The organism is Brucella tritici (assembly GCF_008932295.1).
Taxonomy (GTDB): Bacteria; Pseudomonadota; Alphaproteobacteria; order Rhizobiales; family Rhizobiaceae; genus Brucella; species Brucella tritici.
In genome coordinates this window covers 135,366-153,457 of record NZ_WBWA01000009.1, presented here as the reverse complement: position 1 = coordinate 153,457, position 18,092 = coordinate 135,366, and the positions used below count along the sequence as shown (strand labels likewise).

Genomic DNA, 18,092 nt, shown 5'->3' with positions numbered 1-18,092 from the left:
TGATGGAAACTAGATAGGCTGGACGAAGCTGTCGAGAACGCGCTTCTGTCCGGCCTTGTCAAAATCAATGGTCAGCTTGTTGCCATCGATAAGCGAGATCGTGCCATTTCCGAATTTGATATGGAACACGCGGTCGCCAAGCTTGAAGGCCGATGGCTTGTCGGCCACCGACTTGGCCACCAGTTCACCGTCGATCGTGCGGCCCTTCACGGAGCCGCGCCCGGCACCAAAGCCGGAATCGGTCTCACCATAGCCGATGCGTTCCACTTTGCTGCCCGAACGAGAACCCCAGTTGTTGCGTGTGGCATCGGATCGGTTCTGCTGCGCACGCTGCCAGCCGGGCGTCGAATAGGAATTCTGGAACGGATCGGCCTTGTCGAAGCGGGACTGCCCATAGCCGCTGCCGTAACCGCCGTAATTGCCTTCCAGCTCGGCCACTTCCACATGCGCTTCCGGCAGCTCTTCCAGAAAACGGGAAGGAATGGTCGATTGCCACATGCCATGAATACGCCTGTTGGAAACAAACCAGATATGCAGGTTCTTCTTGGCGCGGGTCACGCCGACATAGGCGAGGCGGCGCTCTTCCTCAAGGCCGGAACGTCCGCCTTCATCAAGCGCACGCTGGTGCGGAAACAAACCTTCTTCCCAGCCGGGAAGGAAAACAGTTTCAAATTCAAGCCCTTTGGCCGAATGCAGCGTCATGATGTTGACGGCATCCAGATCCTCGTTCTGCTCGGCATCCATGACGAGTGCAACGTGCTCAAGGAATCCACGCAGGCTCTCATATTCCTCCATGGAACGGATCAGCTCCTTGAGGTTTTCAAGTCGGCCTGGCGCTTCTGCCGATTTATCGTTCTGCCACATGGCCGTATAACCGGATTCATCCAGAATGGTTTCGGCCAGTTCCGTATGCGGCGTGTTGTCGATCAGGGACTGCCAGCGCAGGAAGTTTTCGACCACTTCGCGTAGTGCAGAGCGCGGCTTCGGCTTCAATTCCTCGGTTTCAATGAGATCGCAGGCGGCCGAGAACATGGAAATATCGCGTGCGCGGGCATAATCGTGGATCTGGCGGATTGCGGCTTCGCCCAGACCACGCTTAGGCGTGTTGATGATGCGTTCCAGCGCCAGATCGTCGGCCGGTTGCGCGACGACGCGCAGATAGGCCATCGCATCACGGATTTCGAGCCGTTCGTAGAAGCGGGGGCCGCCGATGACGCGATAGTTGAGGCCGAGCGTAACAAAACGGTCTTCGAACTCACGCATCTGGAAGGAAGCGCGGACGAGGATCGCCATGTTGTTGAGGAGGTGCCCCTGACGCTGGGCCTGCTCTATGGCCTCGCCGACAGCACGGGCTTCCTCTTCCGAATCCCACGCTGCATGAACTTTTACCTTCGGATCGTCGGGATTGGGTGCTTCGGTAAACAGCGTTTTGCCAAGGCGGCCCTCATTATGCGCAATCAGGTGGGCGGCTGCGCCGAGGATATGTGCCGTGGAGCGGTAGTTGCGCTCAAGCTTGATGACGACTGCGCCCGGAAAATCCTTTTCGAAGCGAAGAATATTGTCCACTTCCGCTCCGCGCCAGCCGTAAATCGACTGGTCGTCGTCGCCGACGCAACACAGATTGACTTTATCTCCGCTCACGCCGAATTCGCTGCGCTCATCGGCTCCGCGGGGGCCTTCGGACGCCCGAGCGGGCTGTACGGGTGAGTTTCCGGCTGGCGTTGGCGCGGTCATCCGCGATTTAGGTCTTTGCGCCAACAGACGCAGCCACAAATATTGCGCCGTATTCGTGTCCTGATATTCGTCCACCAGAATGTAGCGGAACTTCGCGTGATATTCGCGCAGGATATCCGGATGATTGCGGAAGATACGGATCGGATGCAGCAGAAGATCGCCGAAATCGCAGGCGTTCAATGTGCGCAGGCGCTCCTGATAGGCCTGATAAAGCTCGCGTCCGCGACCGTTGCCGAACGAGCGCGCATCGCCTTCGGGAATATCGGACGGCCCGAATCCCTTGTTCTTCCAGCCATCGATCATGTTGGCGAAGGTGCGGGCAGGCCAGCGCTTGTCATCAAGCCCTTCAGCCTGAATGAGCTGCTTGATGAGGCGGATCACGTCATCGGTGTCGAGGATGGTGAAATCCGATGTCAGATTTGCCAGTTCCGCATGGCGGCGCAAAAGCTTGACACCGATCGAGTGGAACGTGCCAAGCCATGGCATGCCTTCGACCGCGCCACCGACCAGATGACCGATGCGCTCTTTCATTTCGCGCGCGGCCTTGTTCGTGAAAGTCACGGCGAGGATCTGGCTTGGATAGGCAAGGCCGGTGGTCAGAATATGTGCGATACGCGTTGTCAGAACGCGCGTTTTTCCCGTGCCCGCACCGGCAAGTACCAGAACAGGACCCTCTGTCGTCAGAACAGCCTGACGCTGTTCCGGGTTCAGTCCTTTCAGGTAATCGGGTTCGCCACGCTGCTGGTTGCGTGCTGCCATGGCACGTGCGGCAATACCACCGGGAGCAGGGGTGCGGCCTGCCGGAGCGTCGTCATCGCCGAAAAACGGCATATCGTCGGGAAAGTCAGACATTTGACCCGAATGTAATGATTCGCGGCTGAAAGACCAGCGAAAGGGTTAAAATATTCGACTACTCTAATTGAGTGACGCGACGATCCGTAAAGTTCAGGCGATGCGAGGCCAGTGCTTCAACCAGTCCACGCAGTTCCGGTTCGCGCTGCAACAGATCGTCGAGTTCCGTCATCTGGTTCATTGCTATCAGCCGCAGAATGTCGTCCCGGATGGTCCCGTCAGCACGCCGTGGCAGATGGGCAACCGGTTGGATCAGTTCAACCTTCTGACCCTTGAGCCTTGCGCGCAGGCTTTTTTCGTCGGCACTTAGCGTTTCCACGAAGGCGTAGATGCCTACGCCCTTGGCTGGCAGCGAATAAAGCGCAAGAGCTACATCCGAGACACGCGGATCGGATTTGAGGGCCGCCTGAATAGCAGGACCTTCATTGTCGATCCGGTCACCGGTGCCTTCACCGTCCGACCAACTGAAAATACCGCGCGTGATGAAGTTGTAAACTTTCTTGCCTGTCGCCAGCCAGATGCGCGACGGCAGCGAACGGCGCGCCAGAATGCGCCTTTCCGTTGGTGTCATCATGTCTTTTGCGAAAGCGCGCTTCTGCTTGATGAGATGGCGGAAGTCTTCATAGGCCATCAGGCGATAGAGGGCGCCACGACGACGATGCACGCTTGCAAGCTGGAAATCGATGACTGCAGCTTCACCTTCGGGCGTCATCAGCCAGTTTTGCGGTTTGGCGAGGTCATTGTGGGTGACACCAAGACGGCGCATATCGCGCAGGATGCGGTGCGCGGTGCGATACCATTTCGGATCGGAAGGTCGCGCAAGATGCAGCGGTGTGCCTTCCGTCCAGGATCGATACAGCCCGTCCTTGTCGGTGGCGAGGAGCTGCGGGACACCTTCAATGCCGCGTACCGTCTTGAGGCCGCGGATTTCACGCCGGGCCAATATCCATGCCAGCGGCTTCGACCACCAGGGAGCAGCGCTTACGACGCGACGGATGATACGGGTGTCGGGATCGCCTACGAAGTAGCCGGCATGGGTTTCCGAGAACACGTCGCGCTTGAACACGGCGGTTTCGACAAATTCCGGTATTTGGTCGCCTTTCAAAGGCACATCTATATTGGGGTTCTGAACCATAAGGCTCCACTAGCCGCTTGCGTTCGATCAATCAAGTTTGATGGCGGACAACCCTTATTGCAATCACGTGATCGAAGGCGCACAAGGAACGCACAGATTTCGTGCGGCTCATTGGGGAAATGCAGAAAATGGCACAGGGCGACGACAGTAAACAGGCGATTGCGCAGATCATCCGGCAGGAACAGGCTCTTATTTTTCCGTCATTTGACGAGAACGGCGCATTTGCGCTGGGCGCTCGCATTCGTGATATCGCCGTGAAGGAAAAGCTCGGCATTGCTACCGAAATTTCTCTGTGGGACCGGCAATTATTTTATGCGACGACCGCTGGAAGCACTGTGGACAATCAGGAGTGGTTGCGCCGCAAGTTCAATGTCGTGCGACGCTTTCATGCTTCGACCTATCGTCTTGTTCTGGAACAGAATCGCGACGATCGCATGTTTGCTCCTCATAAAGCATTGAATGTGGAAGATTACGCGCTCGCGGGTGGCGGATTTCCGATCCGCGTTTCCGGGGCCGGCGTGATCGGCGCCGTAATCGTATCGGGGCTGCCGCAGCGCGAGGACCATAATCTGGTTATCCGGGCTGTCGCCGAACACCTTGGACAAGACCCGGTCGCATTGGCGTTGCCTGCTGTTTGAATATGAATTTCGGAGAATGAACGATGTCGCTTGAAAATGTTGTCGCGCTTGCACGCAATGAGAACGGTATTGCAGCAGCAGTGGGTATTCTCAAGCAGCGTTTCGATGAGCGTGCGCAGACCGGTCAGGCTATCCGCGAGCAGCACGGCCACACGACGACTTATGTGCCGACACAGGCGCCGGACATCGTCATCTTTGCGGAGACTGCGCAGGAGGTGCAGGATGTTGTGCGTATCTGCGCTGAACATCGCGTCCCGGTTATCGCCTTCGGCGCCGGTTCGTCGCTCGAAGGGCAGGTGAATGCGCCCGCTGGTGGTGTCTCTCTTGACCTCACGCGCATGAACAGAGTGATTGCGGTGCACGCGGAAGATCTGGATTGCGTGGTGGAGCCGGGCATTACGCGCCGGGAACTGAATGAATATCTGCGCGATACGGGACTGTTCTTTCCGATTGATCCGGGTGCCAATGCCACGCTGGGCGGCATGGCTTCCACCCGTGCGTCCGGTACGAATGCAGTGCGTTATGGGACCATGCGCGAGAATGTGCTGGCGCTGAAAGCCGTGATGCCCGATGGGCGGTTGATCGAGACTTCCAAGCGCGTGAAGAAGACGGCTGCGGGTTACGATCTCACGAGGCTGCTTGTCGGAGCCGAGGGAACACTTGGCATCATCACCGAACTGACATTGAAACTACAGGGGATACCGCAGGCGATCTCCGGTGGTATCTGTCCTTTCCCGGATGTGGATTCGGCTTGCCGCACTGTGATTGAAACCATCCAGATAGGTATTCCCGTTGCGCGTATAGAGCTTGTGAATACGCTCCAGATGCAGGCGCTGATCCTCCACTCCAAACTGCCTTACGAGGCGCAGCCCTATCTGTTTGTCGAGTTCCACGGCACGGAAAATGGCGTGGCCGAACAGGCGGAATTGTTTGGAGAAATTGCTACTGGCAATGGCGGCGGCGAGTTTCGGTGGACACACGATGCCGAGGAGCGTGACCGGCTCTGGCGGGCACGTCACGACGCCTATCTTGCGTCCTTTCTGCTGAGACCCGGTTGCAAGGGCGTTTCCACCGATGTCTGCGTGCCGATTTCGCGTCTGGCCGATTGTATCGGCGAGACGGAAAAGGACCTCGCCGAAACAGGCCTTATAGCGCCGATTGTCGGGCATGTGGGGGATGGTAATTTCCACCTTCTCCTGCTTCTCGATACAGAAGATGCCAGCGAGATGGAGCGTGCCGAAGCTTTCATGGATCGGCTGGCCAAGCGCGCCATTGCCATGGAGGGAACCTGCACTGGTGAACATGGCATCGGGCAGGGCAAGATGAAGTATCTGGCCATGGAGCTGGGTGAAGCCACGGATTACATGCGGGCCATCAAGAAAGCGCTTGATCCCGACAACATCATGAATCCGGGCAAAATACTGATTTCGTGATTCAAATCAGCCGTTTGGGCGGGTTTGCCAAGAGTTTGATTCAGGCAGGCGTGCATATCGATGTGGCTGCGATGCAATTTGCCTTGTTGTCGCCGGATCGATGCCGTTATGTTGCGCAGATAAAGACAGCGTGATTCACTCTTTGTTTCGCGCTAACTTGCAATCTGTTTGACCGGAGCTGGTTCTTGGGCCGCATATTCGTCATCGTCGGCGGGCTTCTCGTGCTGCTGTTGACGGCAGCACTTGTTGTGCCGCCTTTTGTTGACTGGAGCGGCTATCGTGCCGATTTCGAGCGCGAGGCGAGCCGTGTTCTGGGGCGTCCCGTCAAGGTCGCCGGTGACGTCAGCGCGCGGCTTTTGCCGTTTCCTTCCGTCGCGTTCTCTGATGTGCGTGTTGGGGCCGATGCAACTCATCCGGTGATGACGGTCGATACGTTTTCGATGGATGCCGAACTGATGCCGTTTCTGCGCGGCCAGCTTCTGATTTTCGATATGCGTGTGGATCGTCCGCAGGCTACAATTTCTCTCGACAAAAGCGGCAAGGTTGATTGGGCAATCCGCCCGTCGACGCCGCTCGATCCGACGAAAATCAAGCTGGAACGGCTTTCCGTCAGTGACGGAACAATTACCCTTCGCGAACAGGCAAGCGGTCGCAGTCATACAGCTACCGAACTCAATGCCGTGATCTCGGCAAACAGTCTTGCAGGCCCGTGGCAGGCAAACGGAAGTCTCGTTCTTCAAGGTGAAAAGCTGGCAATCGACCTCACGAGTGGCGAGGCAAAGCCGGACGGGTCGCTGCGCGTTCGCGCACGTATTTCGCCGGAAGCAATCCCGGCTATTTTCGAGACCGATGGCGATGTGACCGTGACTGAAGGTCAGCTCGACTATGCCGGTGACTTTTCGCTTCGCTCTTCCGATATGGTTGCCAAGACGACTAAGGATCAGAAAACGCCGACGGAAACGCCCTTCTTCAGTGGCGTGCGCGTAACCGGTAAATTCAAGGCGGATCGCAATCGCTTCGATGCTGGCGAATTCCGGATGGAGCAGGGGCCTGCTGACAATCCTTATGTAGTGAATGGCAAGGCATTCATCGATTATGGCGACAAGCCGCGTTTCGAGGTCAGCGCCGATGGGCAGCAGCTTTTCTGGGGGCCGAATGAAGCCGCCAGCGAAGAACAATCCGGTTCCGCAATGCCGGTGGCTGATCGTATTACGATAGCACGCCGCGTTCTCGAGCAACTGCCCATTCCGACCATACCCGGCAATGTGGATTTGCGCCTTCCTGCCGTCATCGCGGGCGGCACAACGATACGCTCGGTCACAGTGAGCGCGGAACCGGACGGAAAGAACTGGAATATTCGTCAGTTCGCTGCCGATCTTCCGGGACGAACCAAGGTAGAAGCCAAGGGGACGCTCTCGGTTGGAAAGGATTTCGGCTTCAAGGGCGATATGCTCGTTGCCTCACGTCAGCCGTCCGGTCTGGCAAGCTGGCTCAACGAGACTGTTGACGATTCCGTGCGCAAGCTCGAAGGCGCGGGTTTTTCAGGACAGGTCGATCTTCGCGACGGAATGCAGCGGATCGATAATCTCGAAATTGCTTTGGGGAAGACGACACTCAAAGGCTCGTTCGTTCGCGAAGTGAAGGGGTTGGCGCAGCCAGCGATCACGCTGGCCCTCAATGGCGGCGCGGTTGAAAGCGAAGCGCTGCAAGCCTTTACAGCCTTTTTCTCCAGTGGTGACGGGCTGGGCTTTCTCGACGGTCAGTCGCTGAACCTGGCATTCAAGGCAGGGCCCGTCCGCTATCAGGACATGGAAGCGGGCAATGTCGATATGGCGCTTCGGCTGCATGACGGACGCTTCGATTTCGACCGGCTGCTGGTCGGTGATGTAGCAGGTACAACGCTGACCGCAACAGGCACTTATGAGCCTTTTGCCAATACGCCTTCCGGCTCGCTTGATGCGACGATCCTGTCCGGCGACCTTTCGCGTTTCCTCTCGTTGATGGCCAATCGCTATCCGCAGCTCCCTCTGTTTCATGCGCTTTCGATCCGCGCGGCGAATTTTCCGGGGTTGTTCGAGGATAGCGAAATTAATGTCATAGCCAACGCTGTGGCACCGTCCGTGCTACAAGCCGACAAGGCGCCTGCAAAAGGCACGGCATCCAAGGGCAAGGGTGCCCGGCCTGTCGAGGCAAATATCAAAAACGCTCCCGGTGTCGGAGAATTTTCGTTCAGCGTTACCGGAAAAACAGGCGGCATGAAGCTGGACCTTTCGGGCACAGCGAGCGGCGGCGAGGGTGAGAGCGAGCCGTTGCAGATGCAATTGAACGGCACGGCAATATCGGAACAAGGCGAGGCGGTACTCGCATTGATCGGCTTGCCCGCCTTGCCGCTTGGACTTGCCGGTGAACTCACTGCCGACCTGAGCATGCAGGGTGCGCCGAGTGCAGGCATGCGGACATTGCTCAAGCTCACGGCACCTGACGGGTCGGCTGTGGCAGATGGTGTTATTTCGTTGGTCGGAGGGGATATCGCTGCCAGTGGCAAGGCCCAACTGAAGTCCGCCGATCTGCAACCGTTCATCGCAACGGCGGGTTTCGCACTGCCCGGATTTGGTGAAGGGCTTTCGGCAGGCCTTGCCAGCGATTTTCAGTTTGCAAAGGGTATCTTGCGGTTCCCCAATCTCGCCGGAAAGCTGGATGGAGAAGATGTTTCCGCACGGCTGGAGGCCAACTTTGCCGATAGCGGTCTGCCGCAGTTGAAGGGGGAGGCAAAGCTCGCGACGCTTGAGGTCGCAAGCCTTGCAGCGATCATGCTTGGGCAGGATGCATTCGAGCCAGCAAAGCCCACCGCGAAGTCAATCTGGCCACGCGGAGCATTCGCGGTCCGCCCGTCACTGCCGCTGCTGCTGGATATGAAACTCAACGTGGCGCAGGCTCACATGGACGGATTTGGAACGGCCACGGACTTTTCCGCACGGCTTCTGAAGACCATGGACGGGCTCCAGTTGAATGAATTGACCGGCAATTGGGCTGGTGGATATCTCGTTGGCAACGTGTCTCTGAGCAACAGCGACAAGAACGCTATCCTCTCGACAGAGCTGAAATGGAATGGCGCAAACCTCAAGGATTTTTACCAGCTAGAGAGTGGTACTGCGCCGCTTGGCGGTGTGGTGAAGGCTGCCGTCAATCTGAATGGCAGTGGTGAGAGCGTTGCGGCGCTGGTCGGGTCGCTGGCCGGAACTGCAAGTTTTGACGTGGAGAATTTTACCGTCAATGGTCTGGATGGGACAGCATTACCTGCAATGATCGCGGCAGCCGATGCCACGGGCGACCAGTCTTCCGGTCCCGATAAGCTTGCTTCCAAACAATTTGTCGGCATTGCCGACAAGTCAACCGGACAGGGCACATTTGCGCCCGGTAATGCGCGGTTTGACTTTACGATCAGCGGCGGTGCCGCGCGTATGGCTGCGGCAAATCTGAGTGATGGAAATGCTGCGCTTCTTAGCGATCTGCAATTCGACCTGTCGACACTCGGAATTGGCGGAAACGGTACTTTGACATTCCAGAATGGGGATGGCGCCGATACTGGCATCTCGCCGCAGGTAGCCTTCTCGCTGGGTGGCAGCTACAGCGCGCCCGAGGTGTCATTCGACAAACAGCCGCTCGTTCAGTTCCTGACCCAGCGTGCGCTTGAACGGGAACAGGAACGTGTTGAATCCATGCAGGCGAGCCTGATGGAAAAGCAGCGTCTTCGTCGTCAGCTTGGGCTTTTCGAAGCGGATGAAGCGGAACGTGATCGTTCGCTGCGTGAGGACGAGGCGAGACGACGCGCCGAGGCCAGTGCGCGCGAAGTGGCTCGGAAAACCGCTGAGGAAGCCCAACGGCTTGAGGCGGAGAAACCCCAAGGTGGACCGGCTGGCGGATCGAACGATCCCCTGGTATCGCCAGAGGGCGGTCAATCCCTGAATGAATTCCTGAAAAGTCTGGAGCCGACGCCTGCGCTACCAGCACTTCAGCCTTGAGTTATTCTGGACTTAAGCCAGTCGAGAACGTGGAGCCTGAGCGCGGAAGACAGATTGATTGACCTGTCACGCTTGCTGTCGATTTCGGCGATCAGAGCTGCCACGGAAAACTCCCGCTCGGCAGCAATCTCCTCAATCAGTTCGAAAAACGGGTCTTCAAGCGTGTAGCTGGTCGCGTGTCCGCGAATACTGACGGAATGTTTGCGCAACCGTCCGGACGAGCTCACTTTGTCTCGTCCGGCTTATCGTTCTTTTCCAGACGGTTCTGATCCAGAAAACGTTCCGCTTTCGCCGCTTCCGTGCGAGCGAAGGCTTTTTCAGTCTTCGTTCGACCGAATTGAATGCGGTTCTGGTCAGCCTGCTTTTCTTTTTCTGCGCGGGCTTTCTGCTTTTTGAACTGCCTGAGATTGACGATGTCGCTCATGGAACCACGCGGGAATGTTGAGGCTTCTGAAAAAATACTGCGTTTCGGTTCGATCTAGCAAGCTCGTAATAGGCTGGCATTTATTTCTGGGGGTCCTTCGGAGTGGTAAACCACCAGATGGCCAAGGACACCAGAATTAGGAGTATGAGCCCTACTGTCATCTGCAGAAGAGGAAAGTTGGGTTCGTCCTTTGCCACAAAGAAGGCGGCTACGATGCCGCTTATCCACAATACTGCCTGAGCAATTGCACGAATCATCGAACTCAATCCTGAACTGGTTGCCGTCAGAACACAGTATAAAACGCCTGCTTGTTTTTCACCATTGATCACGATCAACAGTGAAACGGAACTGTCCAATCAAACAGGCGGACGAAACCAGCAGGAGCTCTGGCACATTCTTCACATGAGGATGGAGCGCGCGGAATTACTTCTTCCGAAAAGCATCCAGAGAAACAACATCGGCAGAAGGTTTGGCTTCCTTGTCGGCGCCATCATCTGCATTGCTGTCTTTGGCCGCGGCGGCTTCTTTTTCGGCTGCAGTCTTGCGCGACTTCGATTTGGGCTTTTCTGCCTTCTCGACCGGTACTTCCGTCGGGAGGATTTCGATAGGGGCTACATTGCCGCCTTCGTCATTGTCGCTTTCAGGCTGTGCGACCGCGACATCGAACTCGAGTTCGAAATTGACCGAAGGGTCGTAGAAGCCGCGGACGGCAGAAAAAGGCACTGTAAGCTTTTCAGGAATATCACCGAATGACAGGCCAACTTCGAACAGTTGATCTGTAACCAGCATGTCCCAGAACTGATGCTGCAAAACGATTGTCATCTGCTCGGGATATTTCTCCTTCAGGCGCGAGGAAATTCGCACACCGGGCGCTCCAGTTAGGAACGTGATGAAGAAATGATGGTTACCTGGCAAGCCAGCCTTGGCCACTTCCGCAAGAACCTTGCGAATGACGCCGCGTAGGGCTTCCTGAGCGAGAATATCGTAACGGATTAGGTCCTGTACCATGGTTTGCTTATCCCACGGATTCGGAGGTCGATGTCAAGTTCGTTCTCGCAGGAACCGATGATATATGACCTGAAAAAGCGACAGGGCGATGCCTGTGGCGGAAAGATGTGCAATTTTTGAACGCAGCAGGGGCGCCTGTCCTATCGTCTTCCGAAGGCCATTAGGAAGGTGCGCACTCCGTTGACGGCGCTCTTCTCGATGATTGCATCATCAACGCCTTGGCCCGTCAGCATATGATAGTGCGTATCGGCATTGATGAGCGCCATGAAATGGCGTGCAGCAAGATCTGGATCGTCAACGCGCAGATGTCCATCCATGGCAAGGCGTGCCAGACGTGCCGCTATGGCCGGAATGGCCTGTGCCGGACCTTTGGTACTGCAAATATTGGCTGCGAGCGGTAGATTGGTCTCGTTGGCCTGCATGACCTTGCGCAGAAACGCACCGGACGAATCGTAAATGCAATTCCGGCTCATGCGGATCGAGAAAGCCACCAGATCGTGCTCCAGATTTTCACCAGTCTGGGGGAAGGTAGCCAGAACTGCGAACAGGCTCGCATTCATGCGCGCAAGCGCATCCTCAACGACGGCGGCAAGCAAGGCTTCCTTGTCGCGATAGTGATTATAGATGGTCTGACGCGACACGCCCGCTTCGTTGGCAATGAGGTCTATGCTCGCGCCCTGAAACCCATCGCGATTGAAAACGCGTGCCGCAGAGCACAAAATGAAGTCGCGCTTCATGCACTGTCCGGGCTTTATCGCCGCGGAATTCAGGCCCTTTTCGGATACAGCGCGTTTCTCGGGCAGGGCGGTTATGTCGATTATGTCAGTAGGCTTCATAACTCCAACATAAGATAGCTTGACGTTTTGGACAATGGTGTCTAATTTTACATCAGTGTCAAATCTGTTTTGACCATACGTATAGAATGCCTTTCGCTGCAGAGTTTTCAAGTGTCGACCGTAATCGAAAACAGGTCGAGATTATCAAGACGGAACGAAAACCGGTAGCGAATACAAACATTTATCTGTCCTGTGCCGGTTTTGCGAGCCCGATGGCGCCATCCTCCCAAGCAAAACCGGAGATCCGAAATCGGTGCGGGAATCTCACGAAACATTGATGAAAGCGCGTCCCCCCATGGCTTCCAGTCTTGTGCGCAATGCCATTGTTCTTGGCCTTCTCTCTGCCATTGGCCCATTTGCGATTGATATGTATCTGCCAGCTTTGCCCACCATTGCCGCTGATTTGCATGCGGAAACGGGGGCTGTGCAGATGAGCCTTCTGGCCTTTTTCATTGCTCTCGCGGTTGCGCAGCTTTTCTGCGGGCCGCTGTCCGACATGGTCGGACGTAAACTTCCGCTCTATGGCGGGCTGGTGCTGTTCGGTATCGGCAGTATCGGTTCTGCTATGGCGACCGATATAGATGTGCTGGTGCTTTTCCGCTTCGTTCAGGGGCTGGGAGCAGCAGCAGGCATGGTCATACCACGCGCTGTCGTGCGCGACCTTCATACAGGCATTGAGGCAGCACGCCTGATGTCGCTTCTGATGCTGGTTTTCTCCATTTCGCCGATTCTGGCACCGCTGACCGGCTCGGTCATCATCAGCTTCTTTGGCTGGCGTGGTGTTTTCTGGGCGGTTCTGGTCGCTGCCGGCATCGGTATCATTCTGGTGGCAACTGCACAGAAAGAGACGCGGACGGCAGAGGCACGACTTGAAAGCAATCTGGGCAGCGCCTTGCGTGGCTACGGTCGTCTGCTCAAGGACCGTTATTTCCTTGGGCTGGTTTTTGTCGGTGGCTTTGGCATCGCGTCCTTCTTCGTCTATCTCGCCAATTCGTCCTTCGTGCTTATCGACCATTACGGCCTGACGCCGACGCAATATGCCATTGCGTTCTCGGCCAATGCGGTATCGTTCTTCGGCGTGTCGCAGTTGAACGGTTGGTTGGGATCGCGCTTCGGACTTCGCCGCGTCATGCGATTCGCGGTCTCCGGATTTGCAGCGGCAATGCTTGCCATGTTTGCTGCCGCGCTCATGGGGCACCAGTCGCTCTGGCTGATCGCAGGCTTCCTGTTCGTGGGATATGGCTTCCTTGGCCTCGTCATCCCGACAACGGCGGTACTGGCTCTTGAGGATTACGGCGAAATTGCTGGAACAGCTTCCGCGCTGATGGGGACGCTGCATTTCGTGATTGGCGGCGTGGCGATTGGTGTAACCGGCTCGTTCTTTGATGGAACGGCTCTGCCGATGGTGGGCGGGATCGCCGGTTGTGCGCTGACGGCCTTCGTGCTTACGCAGATCGTTCTTTCGCGCAAGGCGAGCGAACTGGATACGGAAGCTGCGGCTGCATAGGTTTTGGAAAAGGGAAAGTGGAGGCTTCTGTTGCCAGGTGCCTCCGAACCCCGCCTTAAGGGGCTAACCCTAAGGACTTTAGAGTGGGTTTCCCGCACCGCCATTAGGCAGCGAGAGCATAACCCTGAGCTTTGTTGTCATTTGCAACTACTCAATTGACCCGATAACGGTGGTATCATGCCGAGTAAAAGAGCGATCTTTACACCCTTGTCGATCCTGTTTCGCCCCCGCCACAATACAAACCGATAGGCTGATCTGTATTCTGGTGGAGGCGCCGGGTACCGCCCCCGGGTCCAATGGGTTTATTACACCGTCCGTTTATCACCATAGTCGGCTTGCGCCGACACGCCGTATATAGGCGCGGTTGATCGGGATTGGAAGAGGGTGCGCAGTTTTTAACGGGTTTTGCCTGAAGACCTCGACAACCTGACCTTGCGTTCATTTTTCATTGACAGCCTGCATTTGCTGGTCAATCCTCGCAACATATCGGGGTCGGCAAGTAAATTCTTATATAGCCGGATTCCGTGGCTGAAACGGGGTGATGTACCCCATTCGAAGGAGAGTGGATATATGAGTGAATATCTCGCGGATGTCCGTCGCTACGATGCCGGTGCCGATGAAGCTGTAGTCGACAAGATCGTCAAGCATCTGGGTATTGCGTTGCGCAATCGCGACTCCTCGCTCGTTTCGGCAACGGACCCGGAAGAAATGAAGCGTGTCCGCACCAATTGGGTTGCCAAGAAACTTGGCCTCAATGACGAAGCCAAGGGCGATGAGGTGGTTGCGCATGTTGCAGAAGTCATGAAGGGCGACCGCAACAAAAATCGCGTCACCTTCTATTATCTGGTTGCAAAGCAGCTCGGAAAACTCGGCGACCTTTGATCCACAGCGATCTCGTGAATCCGAAGCCCCGGTGTCTCACACCGGGGTTTTTTCTTTATAGTGGTTTCAAAACGAATCGGTTCCGGATAATCCCCATGCGCACCTATCTCGATCTTCTTCAACATGTGCTGGATAACGGCGTGGACCGTGGCGACCGTACAGGCACTGGCACGCGGTCGGTTTTCGGCTATCAGATGCGCTTCAATCTTGAAGAAGGCTTCCCGGTTCTGACGACCAAGAAGCTGCATCTCCGCTCGATCATCCATGAGCTGCTCTGGTTTCTGAAAGGCGATACGAATATCGCCTATCTGAAAGAAAATGGCGTATCGATCTGGGATGAATGGGCAGACGAGAATGGCGACCTCGGGCCAGTTTATGGTTATCAGTGGCGCTCTTGGCCAGCGCCAGATGGCCGGCACATCGATCAGATCGCGAATCTCCTGAAGATGCTGCATGGAAATCCCAATTCGCGGCGCTTGATCGTATCGGCGTGGAACCCCGCGCTGGTCGATGAAATGGCCCTGCCGCCATGTCACTGTCTTTTCCAGTTTTATGTCGCGGACGGAAAGCTCTCCTGCCAGCTTTATCAGCGTTCGGCGGATATTTTTCTGGGCGTGCCGTTCAATATCGCTTCCTATGCGTTGTTGACGATGATGATCGCGCAGGTCGCCGGGCTGAAGCCGGGAGAATTTATTCATACGCTGGGTGATGCGCATATTTACGCCAATCATTTCGAGCAGGCGCATTTGCAGCTTAGCCGGACGCCAAAGAAATTGCCGACCATGTGGATCAATCCAGAAGTGAAGGATCTATTTGCCTTCCGTTTCGAGGATTTCCAGCTTGAAGGTTACGAAGCTGACCCGACGATCAAAGCCCCGATTGCGGTCTGAGGTGCACTATGTCCTCTAGTCGGCCGATAGTTTCGATCATTGTTGCTGCCGCCGAAAACGGTGTCATCGGGCGTGACAACGATATGCCATGGCGTCTCTCGACTGATCTCAAGCGTTTCAAGGCCCTGACACTCGGCAAGCCGGTTATCATGGGGCGACGGACTTGGGAATCCATCGGACGTCCCTTGCCGGGACGACCCAATATTGTGGTGACGAGGGATAAGGGATTTCAAGCTGAAGGCGCGAGCATTGTCGGTTCTCTCGAAGAGGCAATTGCACTCGGACAGAAGCTGGCTTTTGACTTGGGTGTCGGAGAGGTTTGCGTTATTGGCGGCGGAAAGATCTATGCGCAGGCCTTGCCTCTTGCGGGCCGCATTCATCTGACTCGCGTTCTGGCTGAGATCGACGGAGATACACATTTTCCGGAAATCGATCCGCAAATCTGGCGCGTCATTTCGCAGGAGGATGTGCCCGCCGGTGACAAGGATAGTCACCCAACGCGCTATTTCGTGTACGAAAAACGTGCTGTGTAAAGCATAGTTCACGAATTTTGTCGTCTTCGCGTTGAAAGCGGACCTCCCGATGCCTATAAAACGGAAACATTAGTTGATGACGGGAGTGGGCAGCTCGCTTTCCCGTCGCCTGGACGAGAGGTGAGGATGCCCTGGAGTAATCAGAATGGTGGCGGCGGCCCATGGGGCGGCGGCGGCGATAATAACAATAACAACAATAATGGCGGCCCCTGGGGACAAGGACCGAAGGGCCCACGCGGCGGCGGCCCGAACACACCACCTGATCTCGAAGATATTCTGCGTAAAGGACAAGATCGTCTGAAGCAGGTCTTCCCCGGTGGTGGTGGCAAGGGCGGCAGCAATCGCGGCGTTCTTTTCCTTATTGGCGCGGCAGTCGTCGGCTTCTGGCTCTTCCAGTCGATCTATACCGTGCAGCCGGACGAACTCGCCGTCGAACTGCGCTTTGGCAAGCCGAAGGAAGAAGTGTCCGAGCCGGGCCTGCATTTCCATTGGTGGCCAATCGAAACCTATGAAAAGGCACAGATCGTCGAAAAGCAGATTAATATCGGTGGTCAGGGCAACCGGAGTGCCACGCAGGGCTTGATGCTGACGGGCGACCAGAACATCGTCAACGTTCAGTTCTCGGTTCTCTATCGCGTTTCCGATCCGCAGGCGTATCTGTTTAACGTCGATAATCCGGATGCAATGGTGCAGCAGGTTTCTGAAAGCGCAATCCGTGAGATCGTCGGTCGCCGTCCGGCTCAGGACGTTTTCCGTGACAACCGTTCTGCAATCGCATCCAGCGTTCGCGACATCGTTCAGCAGACGCTCGATACTTACAAGGCCGGTATCCAGATCAATGCCGTTTCCATCGAAGATGCAGCGCCACCGCGTGAAGTGGCTGATGCCTTTGATGAAGTGCAGCGTGCTGAACAGGATGAAGACCGTTTCGTAGAAGAATCGAACCAGTATTCGAACCAGAAGCTCGGTCAGGCTCGCGGTGAAGCAGCACAGCTTCGCGAAGAGGCCGCCGCCTACAAAAACCGTGTCGTTCAGGACGCGGAAGGTGAGGCTCAGCGTTTCAGCTCCGTTCTGGGTGAATACCAGAAGGCGCCGGAAGTGACGCGCAACCGTTTGTTCCTCGAAACCATGGAACAGGTGCTGAAGAGCACCAAGAAAGTTATCGTCGAACCTGGAAAGGATGTCGTGCCTTATCTGCCGCTGAACGAACTCATGCGCCAGCAGCCACGCCCAGATGCACGGTCTGGCGTGAATGCGACCACGACGACCCCGAGCGGAGGTAACCAGTAATGGCCCAGAACAGGCTCCCAATCATTGGCGGTATTATCGCCGTCATCGCTTTCCTGATCTACTCCGCTACTTTCATCGTATCTGAGCGTCAGCAGGCCATCGTGCTTCGTTTCGGTCAGATCGTTGATGTGAAGACGGAACCGGGCATCTATTTCAAACTGCCTTTTGGTTTCCTCGACGCAGACACGGTGCAGCTGATCGATGACCGTCTGCTGCGCTTCGATCTGGACGATATCCGCGTTCAGGTTTCGGGCGGCAAGTTCTATGACGTCGATGCGTTCCTCGTCTATCGCATCACCGATGCGCGCAAGTTCCGTGAAACCGTTTCGGGCAGCACGCTGCTTGCCGAGCAGCGTCTTCGTACCCGTCTCGATGCTGCATTGCGTAGTGTTTACGGCCAGCGCGGTTTCGAAGCGGCACTTTCGGAAGAGCGTGGCGACATGATGCGCGAAGTGCGCGACCAGCTTCGTCCCGATGCGACGTCGCTTGGCTTGACCATCGCTGATGTGCGCATCCGTCGTACCGATCTGACGGCTGAAGTTTCTCAGCAGACCTATGACCGCATGAAGGCGGAGCGTCTTGCCGAAGCGGAGCGCCTGCGGGCCCGTGGCCGTGAAGCTGCTCAGCGTATCCGCGCTGTTGCCGATCGTCAGGTCGTCGAAACGATCGCGGAAGCACGCAAGGAATCGGAAATCCTTCGCGGTGAAGGCGATGCGCAGCGCAGTGAGATATTCGCAGGCTCCGCAGGCAAGGATCCAGGCTTCTTCGCCTTCTACCGGTCGATGTCCGCTTATCGTGAAGCGCTTGAGACACCGGATACAACGCTGGTTCTCTCGCCGGATTCGGAGTTCTTCAAGTTCTTCCGTGATGCTGGCGGCAAGCTGGCAACGCCTGCCCAGTAACAACCG

At 56.3% G+C, this 18,092-nt stretch carries 15 protein-coding genes and 1 other RNA gene; 9 read left to right on the top strand and 7 right to left on the bottom strand.

Annotation, left to right across the window (positions count from 1 at the left end; genetic code table 11):
* Positions 1-9: 9 nt before the first annotated feature.
* Positions 10-2,586: an ATP-dependent helicase gene (locus F9K91_RS12040; RefSeq protein ID WP_151677872.1), complete on the bottom strand. Its 2,577-nt coding sequence runs from the start codon at positions 2,584-2,586 to the stop codon at positions 10-12.
* Between the two features lie 58 nt (positions 2,587-2,644).
* Positions 2,645-3,721: a serine/threonine protein kinase gene (locus F9K91_RS12035; RefSeq protein WP_151677871.1), complete on the bottom strand. Its 1,077-nt coding sequence runs from the start codon at positions 3,719-3,721 to the stop codon at positions 2,645-2,647.
* 128 nt (positions 3,722-3,849) lie between these two features.
* Here F9K91_RS12035 and F9K91_RS12030 point away from each other — a divergent pair, with 128 nt between their 5' ends.
* The 3 genes from F9K91_RS12030 to F9K91_RS12020 all read left to right on the top strand — a co-directional run bounded on the left by F9K91_RS12030 (position 3,850) and on the right by F9K91_RS12020 (position 9,814).
* Positions 3,850-4,359, top strand: a complete 510-nt coding sequence (locus F9K91_RS12030) for a heme-degrading domain-containing protein (RefSeq protein WP_104755955.1) — start codon at positions 3,850-3,852, stop codon at positions 4,357-4,359.
* 23 nt (positions 4,360-4,382) lie between these two features.
* Positions 4,383-5,792, top strand: coding sequence for an FAD-binding oxidoreductase (locus F9K91_RS12025; protein ID WP_151677870.1), 1,410 nt, complete (start codon positions 4,383-4,385; stop codon positions 5,790-5,792).
* A 185-nt stretch (positions 5,793-5,977) separates the two neighbouring features.
* Entirely contained in the window at positions 5,978-9,814 is a 3,837-nt protein-coding gene (locus tag F9K91_RS12020) for an AsmA family protein (RefSeq protein ID WP_151677869.1), read from the top strand.
* On the opposite strand, the gene F9K91_RS12015 is transcribed toward F9K91_RS12020, so the two are convergent.
* The 4 genes from F9K91_RS12015 to F9K91_RS12000 form a co-directional block, all read right to left on the bottom strand.
* Positions 9,805-10,041 (bottom strand): ribbon-helix-helix domain-containing protein, encoded by a 237-nt coding sequence (locus F9K91_RS12015; RefSeq protein ID WP_151651777.1) that lies wholly within the window; start codon positions 10,039-10,041, stop codon positions 9,805-9,807. The genes F9K91_RS12020 and F9K91_RS12015 overlap by 10 nt on opposite strands.
* Positions 10,038-10,238, bottom strand: coding sequence for a DUF4169 family protein (locus F9K91_RS12010; protein ID WP_151651776.1), 201 nt, complete (start codon positions 10,236-10,238; stop codon positions 10,038-10,040). The genes F9K91_RS12015 and F9K91_RS12010 overlap by 4 nt, the downstream gene beginning before the upstream one ends.
* Before the next feature lie 423 nt (positions 10,239-10,661).
* Positions 10,662-11,246, bottom strand: coding sequence for an SspB family protein (locus tag F9K91_RS12005; protein ID WP_151677868.1), 585 nt, complete (start codon positions 11,244-11,246; stop codon positions 10,662-10,664).
* 140 nt (positions 11,247-11,386) lie between these two features.
* Positions 11,387-12,082 (bottom strand): TetR/AcrR family transcriptional regulator, encoded by a 696-nt coding sequence (locus tag F9K91_RS12000; protein WP_151557317.1) that lies wholly within the window; start codon positions 12,080-12,082, stop codon positions 11,387-11,389.
* Positions 12,083-12,377: 295 nt separating this feature from the next.
* Between F9K91_RS12000 and F9K91_RS11995 the strand changes: the two genes are divergently transcribed.
* Positions 12,378-13,589 carry a multidrug effflux MFS transporter gene (locus tag F9K91_RS11995; RefSeq protein WP_192799434.1) on the top strand — a complete coding sequence of 404 codons (1,212 nt, stop codon included), beginning with the start codon at positions 12,378-12,380 and terminating at the stop codon, positions 13,587-13,589.
* A gap of 16 nt (positions 13,590-13,605) precedes the next feature.
* Here the strand turns inward: F9K91_RS11995 and ssrA are convergent.
* Positions 13,606-13,973: a transfer-messenger RNA gene (gene ssrA, locus F9K91_RS26170) on the bottom strand.
* Between the two features lie 186 nt (positions 13,974-14,159).
* On the opposite strand from ssrA, the gene F9K91_RS11990 reads away from it, so the two are divergent.
* The 5 genes from F9K91_RS11990 (at position 14,160) to hflC (ending at position 18,086) form a co-directional block, all read left to right on the top strand.
* Positions 14,160-14,471, top strand: coding sequence for a DUF2853 family protein (locus tag F9K91_RS11990; protein ID WP_061346034.1), 312 nt, complete (start codon positions 14,160-14,162; stop codon positions 14,469-14,471).
* A gap of 95 nt (positions 14,472-14,566) precedes the next feature.
* Complete coding sequence (locus F9K91_RS11985) at positions 14,567-15,361, top strand: thymidylate synthase (RefSeq protein ID WP_151651775.1); 795 nt, start codon at positions 14,567-14,569, stop codon at positions 15,359-15,361.
* Positions 15,362-15,369: 8 nt separating this feature from the next.
* The gene (locus F9K91_RS11980; protein ID WP_151651774.1) at positions 15,370-15,894 is read left to right on the top strand and encodes a dihydrofolate reductase; all 525 of its coding nucleotides are present in this window, start codon (positions 15,370-15,372) and stop codon (positions 15,892-15,894) included.
* Positions 15,895-16,020: 126 nt separating this feature from the next.
* A complete protein-coding gene (gene hflK, locus F9K91_RS11975; protein WP_151643837.1) occupies positions 16,021-17,184 on the top strand; it encodes an FtsH protease activity modulator HflK in 1,164 nt (387 codons plus the stop codon).
* Positions 17,184-18,086, top strand: coding sequence for a protease modulator HflC (hflC, locus tag F9K91_RS11970; RefSeq protein WP_010659764.1), 903 nt, complete (start codon positions 17,184-17,186; stop codon positions 18,084-18,086). The genes hflK and hflC overlap by 1 nt, the downstream gene beginning before the upstream one ends.
* Positions 18,087-18,092: the final 6 nt, after the last annotated feature.

Bases quoted from the DNA above. Each gene is read 5' to 3' on its own strand.
- F9K91_RS11990 (WP_061346034.1), top strand. From the start codon at position 14,160: ATGAGTGAATATCTCGCGGATGTCCGTCGCTACGATGCCGGTGCCGAT.
- F9K91_RS11985 (WP_151651775.1), top strand. From the start codon at position 14,567: ATGCGCACCTATCTCGATCTTCTTCAACATGTGCTGGATAACGGCGTG.
- hflK (WP_151643837.1), top strand. From the start codon at position 16,021: ATGCCCTGGAGTAATCAGAATGGTGGCGGCGGCCCATGGGGCGGCGGC.
- F9K91_RS11995 (WP_192799434.1), top strand. From the start codon at position 12,378: ATGGCTTCCAGTCTTGTGCGCAATGCCATTGTTCTTGGCCTTCTCTCT.
- F9K91_RS12005 (WP_151677868.1), bottom strand. From the start codon at position 11,246: ATGGTACAGGACCTAATCCGTTACGATATTCTCGCTCAGGAAGCCCTA.
- hflC (WP_010659764.1), top strand. From the start codon at position 17,184: ATGGCCCAGAACAGGCTCCCAATCATTGGCGGTATTATCGCCGTCATC.
- F9K91_RS12000 (WP_151557317.1), bottom strand. From the start codon at position 12,082: ATGAAGCCTACTGACATAATCGACATAACCGCCCTGCCCGAGAAACGC.
- F9K91_RS12010 (WP_151651776.1), bottom strand. From the start codon at position 10,238: ATGAGCGACATCGTCAATCTCAGGCAGTTCAAAAAGCAGAAAGCCCGC.
- F9K91_RS11980 (WP_151651774.1), top strand. From the start codon at position 15,370: ATGTCCTCTAGTCGGCCGATAGTTTCGATCATTGTTGCTGCCGCCGAA.
- F9K91_RS12030 (WP_104755955.1), top strand. From the start codon at position 3,850: ATGGCACAGGGCGACGACAGTAAACAGGCGATTGCGCAGATCATCCGG.
- F9K91_RS12025 (WP_151677870.1), top strand. From the start codon at position 4,383: ATGTCGCTTGAAAATGTTGTCGCGCTTGCACGCAATGAGAACGGTATT.
- F9K91_RS12035 (WP_151677871.1), bottom strand. From the start codon at position 3,721: ATGGTTCAGAACCCCAATATAGATGTGCCTTTGAAAGGCGACCAAATA.
- F9K91_RS12040 (WP_151677872.1), bottom strand. From the start codon at position 2,586: ATGTCTGACTTTCCCGACGATATGCCGTTTTTCGGCGATGACGACGCT.